The following is a 12,272-nucleotide window of genomic DNA, read 5'->3' on the forward strand; positions in this document are numbered from 1 at the left end:
CGGACCGAATTTTCGGTCCGCAGTCTTATCAACAGAGTTTTACTGGCGACGCGCATAAGCATAGCCTTGGCCAAGTGCTGCATTGGGGTGTGAGCAGCCGGATATTGCGGATGTCTCGATGATCTGGAAACCGGCGGCATGAATTACCGCACCACTTATCCGCTCGATGGCATGTGCTAGCGTGCCGTCAATCTGCCCTTTTTCAGGTTCGAATGCAGCTTCGTAAAGGTGTGCGTCCAGTAACGGGCGCAATGCCTGTAGTCGTGCCCAGAACATGCTGCCAGAGGCAAAGAAATCGTCTTTGATATCACCATCCAGCCCTAAGCGGACCTGTAGCGTTTCAAGGTGGGGGGCATTGCCGCCTAGGAACTGTGCGACTGGAAGCAGGTGCCCGGCAGGTACGATCATGCCGATATCAGGGTGTGCCTGCATATAGGCCAATATCGTTTGACTTGCTTGATCTCCAACTAGCAGATCCACCATCTCCCTGCGCCATTGATCTCCGTTGGAACGGTGGACTGAACGCTTCGTGTGCAGCTTCAGCACTACTTCCTCGCCTTCGTCGAGCAGACGATTGGCAACATGTAGGAATGGAAGAACGTCACGCCCCCGATTGACGAATGCTAATACTTCGACCTTGTCGCCAAGTTGATGTTGGGCAACAAGCTGGCGCACGTCGGCATCATGTTGATGCGTGGTGGTTATTACGATGCGTGCCTGCAGCCTGCTGGATTCAACGATGTCCAGCAGCTCGTCAAGCACGTCCATATACCACGCATGTATAACGATGCATGGTCTATGGATCAGTTGAGGCTGAGGGTTAAGCGCCTGACGGGTTGCAGCCAGCCACGCATGCCCCAGGCGGGCGTCTGGCTCAAGCACAGCGCCCTCGGCCCACTCGTTCCACGCGTTGATGAACACCAGACGGTCCGTTTGCGGGACTGCAGCAAGCCGGCTATGAATCGTAGTGCTCAGCCAATCGCGATAGCCGCGCGGCGATGCATGTAGATAGACCCTCCCTCGCCCGGAGCGACGGGCCTCGTTGTCCCAGCCCGGGTTGACGCCTGGGTAAAGCTTGTAATCTGGAAGCGGTCTAGTAGCGATTTCCTTGGCGAGTTCGCGCCAGTCACGGACATCCCCATTGAACTCCGGGTTGATCAACCACTGGTCGGCGGAAAGTGAGCGGGGATTGCTCATGTTGGGCGGAAATTCGACTGCCGCGTCAAAGCCGATGTCGCGGGGGTCGGGGCGTTCGAAGCCTTGAACATAGGCCAAGTGAATCTCGCCGATATGATTCTCCCGGCACCACTTCCGCCATCGTTTCCCCGTCGCATGGGCATCAGGCAGCAGGTTAGGCCGGTACACCAGCAGTATGGGTTTGCCATCAACTTGTAACGCCCGGCGATCACGCAGATAGGGGCTGATATGGGCGATGAAGGCCAGATCGTCCTCAGCACTATGTTGCTGTCCGATCAGGACGTCCTCATCTCGCCCATCCCAGCGTCTTGCCCAGTTTTCGTTTGCCCAACAAAGACAGAATGGCAGGTCAATACTGTCATCGGCGAGCCACTGGCGTAGCGGCGCTTCCATCAGCGTGCGGCCGCTGAACCAGTAAAAGTAGAAGCAGAAGGCGCCGATACCGTACTCGGCGGCCAAGCGCGCCTGATCACGCATGATCTGTGGCTGACCGAGGTCGTAGAAGCCAAGGTCGGCGGGCAGGCGTGGCTGGATGTGGCCTTCAAACTGCGGCAGCGCCCGGGTGACATTGCGCCACTCGGTAAATCCTTTCCCCCACCAAGCGTCGTTTTCCGGAAAAGTATGGAACTGGGGAAGATAGAAGGCCACCAGCGTTGCGGGTAGACGGGGTGGCAAGGGCACCTTTTCATAGGGCACATGACCAATAGCCGCGTCGTCGGCCCGCCAGTATAGGCGGGCTCCCGGGCGGCTTGCGTCGGGGGGGGCGTCGTCACGTCCCCGTGCTGGTGGCGGTATCCAAGCCTCGTGACGGCTCATCAGGCGTGTTCGCAGGCGATCGCGTTGCCCATCAGTCAGGGGAAGCGCACGAAACAGCGTCCGCAGCAACGGATAGAGCTTCTGTCGTAGGTGATTGTTGTTCACGAGCCAGTGACCTGCAGGTAATGAAGAGAAGAGGTCATCCGGGCTCCAATAAACATACGCAGTTGGCATTTTCCGATGTTGTAGCTTCCCCGGCAAACCTGTTGGCTGTGCTAGCGTTCGGTGATGTTGCTCCCGTGCGAATTCACTGATGCCGAGATCCGCTACCTGCACGACTGGTTGTTGCCCGTCGAGGCTGATCTTTTGCTACAAACGCTGCGCGAAGCTGCACCGTGGGAAGTCCATCGGCTGCGCATGTTCGGGCGCTGGGTGGATTCGCCGCGGTTGAGCTGCTGGATGGGCGATGCAGGCGCGTTCTATCGTTATTCCGGCGCGGATTTCGTGCCGCATCCGTGGTTGGAGTCGTTGCTGCCGCTGCGTGAAAGGGTGCAGCAGGCTGGCCAGAGTCGATTCAACAGCGTGCTGCTCAACCGATATCGCAATGGTGGTGACAGCATGGGCTGGCACAGCGACGACGAACCGGAGCTGGGCGAGCGGCCGTTGATCGCCTCGCTGAGCCTGGGAGCGCCGCGGCGCTTTCTGCTGCGCCTGCGCGATGACCATTCCTGCAAGCGGCAGTTCCTACTCGGCCACGGGGATCTGCTGGTGATGGCCGGCGATACCCAGCGCTTCTACCAGCATGCACTGCCGAAGACGCGGCGCCCGACTGGCGAGCGCATCAACCTTACTTTCCGCCAGATCCTTGAGCGGGCAGCGCCGCGGCGTCCTGCTGGCCGCTGACCAGCGTCCAGCCGATCAGATCGCCAGCCGTCCTGTCCAGCGCGGTCTCAAAGGCGCGCGCCACGCTGGGCAGCTCAGCGGAGGCAGCTGGTTCGGCAGCCAGGAACGTGCGGGAGGCGACCACGCGCTGGTCGATGCTGTGGATCAGCTTGGCATTGAGCTCGATGGTGGCCGCCGGGGTGTCGCCGCCGCGGTAATCGGCTTCGAAGCGGCGCAGGTCGGTGGTGAGCTTGTAGTCGGAGCGGATGCCGGCCGCAATGCGCGCCACCGCGTCGATCCGTCCGGAATCCTCGAAACCGCGCAACAGGGTGTCTTCGAGAATGTCGGTGGCCGGTTGCGACCAGGTCGCCCCCTTGTAGACCTCCAGTTCGCCCGGCGTCGGCCGCACATTGATGCGCGGGCTGTCGACCAGGCGCGCGGCGCTGGGCTTGGCGATGGCCAGCTGCCAGTCAACGCTGGGCCAGGCCGGATCGGCCTGCACGCGCACCTGCGGGGCATAGATGGTGGTGGATTGGCGGTCGCCGCCGGCCAGCACCGAGCAACCGGCCAGTGCCAGCGCGCACCACGGCGCGATCAGTCGGATTGAAAAGGAGAGCTTCATTTCGGTTCGAATTCCTTCGGGGCATCGCGACCGAGCAGGTAGCGCGCCGGGTTGTTCTCCAGCCGGTCACTGACCCGGCGCAGGTCGCGGATCAGTCCGCGCAGTTCGGTCAGGGTCGGGCCCAGCTGGGCCAGGCCGTCGTTGGCGAAGCTGTTGATGGCCGCGCGGTTCTCGCCGAGGATCGCATCGGCATTGCCGGCGGCCGAGTCGAGCTTGGACAGGCTGGTATCAAGCTTCTCCAGCGAGGCCGGCAGCTGCCGCAGCACGTTCTGGTCCAGATGCTGGATCGCCCCATTGGCCGTACCCAGGGTCACATTGAGGTTGCGCGCGGCATCGCGTGCTTCCAGCAGCAGCGCCCGGGTGCCTTCGTCGCGGTCGGCCAAACCGCCGCTGATGGTCTCCAGGTGGGCCAGCGTGGTGGTGATCTTGCCCACGTTCTCGTCGCTGAGCAGCTGGTCCATGCGCTCGACCACACGATTGGCCACATCGGTGATGTTCTGCAGTGCCGAGGGCGCCGTGGCGATGGTCGGAATCGGCTCGTTGCTGGCGGCCGTCAGCGCCGCTGCCTGTGGCGTGCCGCCGCTGAGCTGGATGATCGCCGGCCCGGTCAGGCTGGTGATGGCGAGCTTGGCGCGGGTGTCGGTTTTCACCGGCGTGGTGGAGTTCAGGCGCAGGCGCGCGATCACCTTTCGCGGATCCTCGGGGGCGAGTGAAAGCTCGGTGATCGAGCCCACGGCGATGCCGTTGTATTGCACCGGGCTGCCGACCGACAGGCCGGTGACAGCCTCATCGAACACCACCCGGTATTGCTGCCAGGTGCGGTCGGAGGAGTACTTGGCCGCCCATAGACCGAAGAACAGCAATGCGATCGAGATGATCAGGGTGAAGGCGCCGATCAGGACGTAATTGGCTTTGGTTTCCATATCAGGCGTGCTCGGGCAGTTGTCCGCGCGCGGCGCGGGCGCGGGGGCCGTGGAAGTATTCGCGGATCCACGGATGGTCCAGCTGTTCGATTTCGGGCAGCGGCGCGTTGGCGATCACTTTCTGGTCGGCCAGCACCGCCACGCGGTCACAGATAGCGTAAAGCGTGTCCAGATCGTGTGTGATCAGGAACACCGTCAGGCCCAGCGCTTCCTGCAGGGTCTTGATGAGCCGGTCGAAGGCGGCCGCGCCGATCGGGTCGAGCCCGGCGGTGGGTTCATCCAGAAACAGCAGGGGCGGGTCCAACGCCAACGCGCGGGCCAGGCCGGCACGCTTGCGCATGCCGCCAGACAGCTGCGAGGGCAGCTTGTTGATCGCATCGGCCGGCAGACCGGCCAGTTTCACCTTCAGCAGCGCCAGCTCGTAATGCCAGCGTTCGCTCAGTTCGGGGTGATGCTCCTTGAGCGGCACCTGTACGTTCTCGCCGACGGTGAGCGAGGAGAACAGGGCGCCATCCTGGAACAGCACGCCGGTATTGCGCTCGATCCGCAGCCGGTCGGCGGGGTCACCCGAGCGGGCGTTCACCCCCAGCACCTCGATCTGTCCGGCATCGGGTGTGCGCAGCCCCAGGATGGAGCGCATCAGCACCGATTTGCCGGTGCCCGAGCCGCCGACGATACCCAGGATCTCGCCGCGGCGGACTTCCAGATCCAGCCCCTCGTGCACGGTCTGGCTGCCGAAACGGTTGACCAGCCCGCATACGCGGATGGCCAGGTCGGGGGTGTCCGCACCATTCTTCGAGGCGATGGCCATCATTACCAGTCCATGTGCATGAACCACAGCGCGGCCAATGCGTCGAGGATGATCACCAGCGAAATGGTCTGCACCACGCTGGAGGTGGTGCGCTCACCGACCGACTGTGCGGTGCCTTCCACTTTCAGGCCTTCCAGGCAACCTATCAGCGCGATGATCAGCGCAAACACCGGCGCTTTGGACAGGCCCACCAGCATGTGTCGCACTTCGATCGTGTCATGCATGCGTGCCAGGTACATCTGTGGCGGGATATCCAGGTCGAACGCGCCCACGGTGACGCCGCCGGCCAGTCCGGCGAGCATCGCCACGAAGGTCAGCAGCGGCAGCATCACCAGCAGGGCGATCACCCGCGGCAGCACCAGCAGATCGATCGGATCCAGCCCGAGGGTCTGGATCGCGTCGATCTCCTCGCGCGCCTTCATTGCGCCGATCTGCGCGGTGAAGGCGCTGGCCGTGCGCCCGGCCAGGACGATCGCGGTCAGCAGCACCGCAAATTCGCGCAGGAACGCGATGGACACCAGTTCCACCACGAAAATCTCCGCGCCGAAGTCGCGCAGGATGGTCGAACCGAGGAAGGCGATCACCGCGCCCACCAGGTAGGACAGCAGCGCCACCAGCGGCACCGCGTCCAGTCCGACATCTTCCATGTGGCTGACGGTAGCGGTCAGGCGCAGACGCCGTGGCTGGCGCAGCAGACGGCCGAGCTTGACCAGGTTCTCGCCGAGGAAGTTGACCAGCACCACGATGTTGCGGCCGATGGCGTGGACCGAACGGCCCAGCCGCTCCAGCGCGGCGATGATGCCGTAGTCGCGCGGCGGCTTGGGACGCTCGTCGGCCACTTCCTCGATCGTGCACACCAGCGCCTTGTGTTCATCCCGGAACCGCAGCGCCTCGTCGGGGAGACCGGCCTGGTGCGCGTAGCGCAGCAGCAGCAATACCCCGGCCGAATCCAGGCCGTCGACCGCGCGTGCGTCGACGCTGCGCACCGGTGCGGTGATTTGCCCCAGCAGCTCGGTCGCCCGCAACGCGGTGGCGAGCGTCCAGCTGCCCGACAAGCGGAGCTGGCCCTCGATGTCCGGATCGAGCAGGTAGTGGGGTGGTGGGTGATCTTTCATGGGTGGCATCCGCTGCCGAGCATACCTTGTCCCTGCGTGTACAAGGATGAGTATGAATGGCGCTTCCGGGTGATACTAGCGGCCATGTCTGCCGAACCTATCGTCGCTGTCTCCAACCGGGCCACCTATGCCCAGCGTGTGGCCTTCGTTGCGGAGATCGCCGGACGTCTGCACAGCTACGGCACCACCGCGCAACGGCTGGAGGCGGCGGTGGTCGCGCTGGCGCAGCGGCTGGATCTGGATTGCGAGCCGTGGTCCAACCCGACCGGTCTGATCCTCAGTTTCAGTGATCCGACCCGGGCGATCGGTTCCAGCGATATCACCCGGGTGATCCGGCTGGGGCCCGGCGATAACGATCTGCATAAACTGGCCATGGCCGACCAGATCGCAGATGCGGTGGCCGGCGGGCAGATGAGTATCGCCCAGGGCCATACCGCGCTGCGCCAACTGGACAAGGATCCGGGTTTGCGCGGCAAGATCCAGATGCTGATGTCGTTCGCGCTCGGATCGGCGGGGGTGGCCGGGTTGTGGCGGTTGCCGTGGCTGGATATCGCCACCGCCGGGGTGACCGGCCTGCTGATCGGCCTGATGCTGTTCTATACCGATCGGCGTACCGCCTCGCGCGAAGCGGCTGATGCGCTGGCGGCGTTGCTGGCCGGATTTGTCGCGGTACTGGTGGCCACCTTTATCGGGCCGCTGAATCTGAACACGGTGATCATCGCGTCGCTGGTGGTATTGCTGCCGGGTATGGCGCTGACCAATGCGGTCAATGAACTGGCCAGCCAGCACTGGGTCTCGGGCACGGCGCGGTTTGCCGGGGCGCTGACCACGATCATGAAACTCACCGTGGGCGCGATGATCGCGGTGACCATCGCCCATTTCATCGGACTGGAGCCGGAAATCCGCGCCTCGCGCCCGCAATCGGACTGGGTGGAATGGGGGTCGGTACTGGTGGCCTCGTTCGCGTTTGCGATGCTGTTCCGCGCCAGTGGCCGGGATTATCCGTGGGTAATGGCCGCCTCGGTGGCCGGTTATGCGATATCGCGTTATGGCGGCCAGGTGTGGGGCGCGCCGGCGGGGGTGTTTCTGGCGGCGATGGCCTTGACCGCCGCGGGCAATCTGTTCGGTCGTCTGGCCCATCGCCCCGGCGCGATCGTCCGCCTGCCGGGCATCATCATGCTGGTTCCCGGCAGTACCAGTCTGCGCGGGGTATTGAGTCTGGTGCAGCAGCAAAACGTGAATGCCGGTGAATCGGCGATGCTGACCGTGGTCAATGTGGTGATGGCGCTGGTGGCAGGGCTGCTGTTCGGCAATCTGCTGATTCCGGCCCGCAATAATCTCTGACCGGCGGAGCGACGGCGGAAAAAAAACGCCGGCAGATGCCGGCGTTTGTCTATCAGGACAACCGCTCCGGCTTACTGCTGGATCAGGAAATCCTCGACCTTGCGGCCCTGTCCGGTGTATTCGGCCAGCCAGCGCGGCTGCTTGCCGCGACCGGTCCAGGTCTGCTCGGCATTGGCCGGATTACGGTACTTCGGTGCCACCTTGGGCAGTTTGCGGCCGGTCTTGGCAGTGCTCTTGGTGGTCTTGGTGGCACGCGTGGCTTTCATAGCCGGGGCGCCGGTACCGAACAGTTCCTCGATGGTGTAGCCGGCCTTCTTGGCGGCGGCGATAACCGCGGCGCGGGCCTTGGCGATCGGCTGGCGCTTGGCGACCAGGGTCTTGCGCTTTTGTGCGTCGCGGATCAGGACGGCCAGCTCTTTGGCCGACAGGTGGGACAGGTCGATACTCATCGAATAACTACTCCGGATAATGGGTGATAAGGCGGAGCCATTCCGTGGCAGCGTTCCAAAGCATAACGGGGCGGCCATGGTGATGACAAATCAAATATATGCCCGGAGGTTAAGTCCAAATGAAAAGGGCCGGAATCTGTTCCGGCCCTTTTCAATCAGAAGGCGATTTTCGCCAGCAGTGCGGTCTTGTCCAGATTCTCCGCTTCACTGGCCGAGCGGGCCCGGTACTCATAGGTGCCGGCGGCCAGGCCGCGCTCGGAAACCACGATGCGGTGCGGGATACCGATCAGCTCCATATCGGCGAACATCGCACCCGGGCGCAGGCCGCGGTCATCCAGCGCGGCGTCGACGCCGGCGGCCTGCAGCTCGGCCAGCAGCGCTTCGGCGGCGGCGACCACGGCCGGATCCTGCTTCGGATTGATCATGCATACCACCGCCTGCCACGGCGCCATCGCCGCCGGCCAGATAATGCCCGCCTCGTCATGGTTCTGCTCGATCGCCGCAGCGACGATGCGCGAGACGCCGATACCGTAGCAACCCATCGCCATCACCGTGGCCTTGCCATTGACGTCGAGCACGGTGGCTTTGAGCGCCTGGGCATATTTGCGGCCGAGCTGGAACACGTGGCCGACTTCGATGCCGCGGGTGATTTTCAGCTCGCCGCCGTCACGGGCGCGGTCACCGGCCACCACGTTGCGGATATCGGCCACTTCCGGTTCGGCCAGGTCGCGGCCCCAGTTGACGCCGGCGATATGGAAGCCGGTTTCATTGGCACCGACGACAAAATCGGCCATCGCCGCCACTTCACGGTCGGCAATCACGCGCAGGGCTTTGCGCGGATTCAACGGGCCGAGGAAGCCCGGCTCGCTGCCCAGATACTCGGCAATCTCCGCTTCGCTGGCCATGCGGTAATCGGCCAGGCCTTCGACCTTGGCCAGTTTGATCTCGTTGACCTCGTGGTCGCCACGCACCAGCGCCAGCACGAACTGGCCGTCAACGGTCATTAGCGCCACCGACTTGACCGTGCGCTGCAGGGCGATGTCCATCAGTGCGGCCACCTCCTCGCAGGTCTTCTGGGTCGGTGTGTCGATCTTGCGCAACTGCTCGCTGGCGGCCGCACGCGTAGCCGGATCGGCGGCGATCGCCGCCTCCACATTGGCCGCGTAGTCCGAACCGGTGGAGAACACCAGCGCGTCCTCGCCGGAATCGGCGATCACGTGGAATTCCTGCGAGGCATCACCGCCGATCGCGCCCGAATCGGCCTGCACCGCGCGGAACTCCAGGCCCAGGCGGGTGAAGATGCGGGTGTAGGCAGCCTTCATGTTTTCGTATTCGGCCACCAGGCTGGCGTCGTCCAGATGGAAGGAATAGGCGTCCTTCATCAGGAACTCGCGCGCGCGCATCACGCCGAAACGCGGGCGGATCTCGTCACGGAACTTGGTCTGGATCTGGTAGAAGTTGACCGGCAGCTGCTTGTAGCTGGACAGCTCCTGGCGCGCGAAGTCGGTGATGGCTTCCTCGGCGGTGGGGCTGTAGCAGTACTCCTGTTCCTTGCGGTCCTTGATTTTCAGCAGCTGGCCGCCGAACTTCTCCCAGCGCCCGGTCTCCTCCCACAGCTCCTTGGGCTGGATCGTCGGCAGCTGCAGTTCCACCGCGCCGGCGCGGTCCATCTCCTCGCGCACCACCGCCTCGACCTTGCGCAGCACGCGCAGGCCCAGCGGCGACCAGGTGTACAGGCCCGAGGCCAGCTTGCGGATCATGCCCGCGCGCAGCATCAGCCGGTGGCTGACCAGTTCGGCGTCGGCGGGAGTTTCCTTGGTGGTGTGCAGGTGGAACCGGGAAAGACGCATGGGAGAGGCTTCGCAAAACGGCGGAATCGCCTATTTTGCCAGTCTCTCCGTCCCGGTGGGGGCGCCCGTGGCTCCCGGGCGTGCCGCCCAACCGGCTCAGGTCTTGGCGGCGGGCTTGCAATAGACCGCGGCGGCCGATTCGGCCAGCTGTTTCTGCGCGGCGCGCTGGGCATCGTCCAGGGTCGCATCCGGCTTGCCGTCACCATCGGTGTCCTGCATCACCGGCGCGCTGCCGGCCAGCAGTTCCATGTTCTTGCGGGCGGCCAGGCACTGCTCGGACTGGCCGTTTTCGGCGGCCGGTGCGGCTTCCACCACGGCCGCGCCGCTGTTGGTGACGCGGCGGGTTTCATATTTCTGCCCGGTCGGTGGGCGCTCGGAATACTGGGTGACGCCGTTGGCGTCTTTCCATTTGTAGAGGTTGCCGGCGCTGGCGGTGGCGGCACTGGCGAGCACCAGCAGGCAGCAGAGGCGGGTCAGGGCACGCATGGCAACTCTCCGGAACAGGGAAAACGGGGGGAGCCGGGATTGCAGCACCCGGTGACGTGGCTGGCAAGTCGATTAAACTCCCCGGATGGACGAAATGAGACCCCCCCCGCGTTCGCGCAGCATCTATCTGCTCCCGAACCTGTTCACGACCGCCGGGCTGTTTGCCGGGTTCTACGCCATCATTGCCGCCTCCAACGGCCAGTTCGTCCAGGCCAGCGTCGCCGTATTCGTGGCGGCGGTGATGGACGGGCTGGACGGCCGGGTCGCGCGTCTGACCGGCACCAGCAGCGAATTCGGTGTGCAGTACGACTCGCTGGCCGATCTGGTCAGTTTCGGCATGGCGCCGGCACTGGTGATGTACCACTGGGCGCTGTCCTCGCTGAAGTTCGACGGCGACGTGCTGGGCCGGGTCGGCTGGTCGGTCGCGTTCCTGTATGCGGCTTGCGCTGCGTTGCGGCTGGCCCGTTTCAACACCCAGGTCGGCACCGTCGACAAGCGCTGGTTCGTGGGCCTGGCCAGCCCGGCCGCCGCGGGATTGATGATGTCCTTCGTCTGGGCCTTCGCCGATGGCGATTTGGGCTGGAGCGGCGAGGAACTGCGCTACGTGGCCCTGGGGGTGACCCTGGTGTCGGGCCTGCTGATGGTCAGCCGGATCCGGTTCTGGAGCTTCAAGGGCGGCAGCGAGAAGGGGCCGCGTTCCGAGCGCGTCCCGTTCATGGTGCTGGCGCTGGTGCCGATCGTCATTTCGATCGTGGTGCTGGATCCGGCGCGCACCTTGTTCGTGGTGGGTGTGATCTATGCACTGTCCGGCCCGGTGATGTGGCTGTTGCAGCGTTGGCGGCAGCCGGCCGGCAAGGTGCAGTGACGGAATTTTCGCCCGAGCCGGTGTGGTCGCCGCAGCAGCAGGCCTGGCTGCAGGCGATGGGCTACACGGTGTATCTGGAAGGCGGCGCGCTGGATGCGCCGCTGGTGGCTGCCGCAGCGGTACCGGAGCGGCAGTCGCCGATGGCCGAGGCCGCCCCACCGCGGCCCGCCCGCCCGGCGCCGGCACCGATGCGGCGCGCCCCTGTCGGCGACGCGCCCGAAACGCCGGTCACGGCTGCCACCGTCGCCGTGCCGGCCCGGCGGGCGGGCGGGCTGCGGATGCCCGACCGGCTGCAGATCGCGCTGTTGCGGGCCTCGGGCTTGAATCCGAATGAACCCCAGACCCGCGCGCTGATGGACAGCTGGCCGCTGGCCGAACTGCGGGCCAATCCTGCCGCCAAGCGCGCGCTGTGGCCGCAGCTGCGGGCGCTGCGGAAGCGTCCGCAATGAGTGCCTCCGCCGTGCCGTCTGCGCCGGTCCTGCGTCCGTTGCAGGAGGACGATCTGGATGCGGTGATGGAGATCGAGCTGCGCGCCTATCCGTATCCGTGGACCCGCGGCATCTTCCTGGACTGCCTGCGCGCCGGATATCCCGGCCGCGTGCTTGAAAGCGGCGGCAACATGGTCGGCTACGGGATGCTCAGTCTGGCCGCCGACGAGGCGCATGTGCTCAATGTGTGTGTCGATCCGTTGTGCCAGTCGCGCGGTTACGGCCGCCGGCTGTTGCGCGAGTTGGTGCAGCTGGCCCGTGTGCGCGGCGCCATGCGGGTGTTTCTGGAAGTGCGGCCGTCAAATGCGCCGGCTCTGGCGCTGTATGAAAGCGAGGGGTTCAACGAGATCGGCCGTCGCCCACGGTACTACCCGGCCGCCAGCGGGCGCGAGGACGCGCTGGTGATGGCGATGGAACTGGTGGACGAGGACATCAGTTCGATGCCGCCGCTCTAGGTGGCCTGGATCCCTTCGGAATCAGGCCG

General features: G+C 64.7%; 12 protein-coding genes and 1 pseudogene. 5 read left to right on the forward strand and 8 right to left on the reverse strand.

The annotated features are described in order from the left end of the window. Window positions 1-39: 39 nt before the first annotated feature. Window positions 40-2,187 (reverse strand): glycoside hydrolase family 99-like domain-containing protein, encoded by a 2,148-nt coding sequence (locus ACVOMC_RS06470; RefSeq protein WP_481523295.1) that lies wholly within the window; start codon window positions 2,185-2,187, stop codon window positions 40-42. Window positions 2,188-2,241: 54 nt separating this feature from the next. Here ACVOMC_RS06470 and ACVOMC_RS06475 point away from each other — a divergent pair, with 54 nt between their 5' ends. Next, entirely contained in the window at window positions 2,242-2,856 is a 615-nt protein-coding gene (locus ACVOMC_RS06475) for an alpha-ketoglutarate-dependent dioxygenase AlkB family protein (protein WP_481523296.1), read from the forward strand. Here the strand turns inward: ACVOMC_RS06475 and ACVOMC_RS06480 are convergent. From ACVOMC_RS06480 to ACVOMC_RS06495, 4 genes are read right to left on the reverse strand one after another with little or no spacing between them, the layout of a single operon-like run. Continuing rightward, window positions 2,801-3,457 (reverse strand): ABC-type transport auxiliary lipoprotein family protein, encoded by a 657-nt coding sequence (locus tag ACVOMC_RS06480; RefSeq protein WP_481523297.1) that lies wholly within the window; start codon window positions 3,455-3,457, stop codon window positions 2,801-2,803. The genes ACVOMC_RS06475 and ACVOMC_RS06480 overlap by 56 nt on opposite strands. Further along, entirely contained in the window at window positions 3,454-4,380 is a 927-nt protein-coding gene (locus tag ACVOMC_RS06485; protein ID WP_054657500.1) for an MlaD family protein, read from the reverse strand. Before ACVOMC_RS06485 ends, ACVOMC_RS06480 begins: the two co-directional genes overlap by 4 nt. A gap of 1 nt (window position 4,381) precedes the next feature. Next, on the reverse strand, window positions 4,382-5,194 hold the full coding sequence (locus ACVOMC_RS06490; RefSeq protein WP_481523298.1) for an ABC transporter ATP-binding protein: 813 nt from the start codon (window positions 5,192-5,194) through the stop codon (window positions 4,382-4,384). Then, entirely contained in the window at window positions 5,194-6,306 is a 1,113-nt protein-coding gene (locus ACVOMC_RS06495; RefSeq protein WP_481523299.1) for an ABC transporter permease, read from the reverse strand. Before ACVOMC_RS06495 ends, ACVOMC_RS06490 begins: the two co-directional genes overlap by 1 nt. 84 nt (window positions 6,307-6,390) lie before the next feature. On the opposite strand from ACVOMC_RS06495, the gene ACVOMC_RS06500 reads away from it, so the two are divergent. Next, on the forward strand, window positions 6,391-7,650 hold the full coding sequence (locus tag ACVOMC_RS06500) for a threonine/serine exporter family protein (RefSeq protein WP_054657506.1): 1,260 nt from the start codon (window positions 6,391-6,393) through the stop codon (window positions 7,648-7,650). Between the two features lie 74 nt (window positions 7,651-7,724). Here ACVOMC_RS06500 and ACVOMC_RS06505 read toward each other — a convergent pair. The 3 genes and pseudogenes from ACVOMC_RS06505 to ACVOMC_RS06515 form a co-directional block, all read right to left on the reverse strand. Further along, window positions 7,725-8,099: pseudogene (locus ACVOMC_RS06505) on the reverse strand (H-NS histone family protein); the annotation flags it as partial. 155 nt (window positions 8,100-8,254) lie between these two features. Beyond that, window positions 8,255-9,949 carry a proline--tRNA ligase gene (locus ACVOMC_RS06510; RefSeq protein WP_481523300.1) on the reverse strand — a complete coding sequence of 565 codons (1,695 nt, stop codon included), beginning with the start codon at window positions 9,947-9,949 and terminating at the stop codon, window positions 8,255-8,257. A 96-nt stretch (window positions 9,950-10,045) separates the two neighbouring features. Then, window positions 10,046-10,435, reverse strand: a complete 390-nt coding sequence (locus ACVOMC_RS06515) for a DUF4124 domain-containing protein (RefSeq protein ID WP_481523301.1) — start codon at window positions 10,433-10,435, stop codon at window positions 10,046-10,048. A gap of 85 nt (window positions 10,436-10,520) precedes the next feature. On the opposite strand from ACVOMC_RS06515, the gene pssA reads away from it, so the two are divergent. The 3 genes from pssA to rimI are packed head-to-tail and all read left to right on the forward strand — an operon-like array spanning window position 10,521 to window position 12,243. Continuing rightward, a complete protein-coding gene (pssA, locus tag ACVOMC_RS06520; protein ID WP_054657512.1) occupies window positions 10,521-11,300 on the forward strand; it encodes a CDP-diacylglycerol--serine O-phosphatidyltransferase in 780 nt (259 codons plus the stop codon). After that, complete coding sequence (locus ACVOMC_RS06525; RefSeq protein WP_481523302.1) at window positions 11,297-11,749, forward strand: alanine acetyltransferase; 453 nt, start codon at window positions 11,297-11,299, stop codon at window positions 11,747-11,749. Before pssA ends, ACVOMC_RS06525 begins: the two co-directional genes overlap by 4 nt. Next, entirely contained in the window at window positions 11,746-12,243 is a 498-nt protein-coding gene (gene rimI, locus ACVOMC_RS06530; protein WP_481523303.1) for a ribosomal protein S18-alanine N-acetyltransferase, read from the forward strand. Before ACVOMC_RS06525 ends, rimI begins: the two co-directional genes overlap by 4 nt. Window positions 12,244-12,272 lie beyond the last annotated feature (29 nt).

It is taken from the genome of Stenotrophomonas sp. STEN014 (assembly GCF_056760315.1).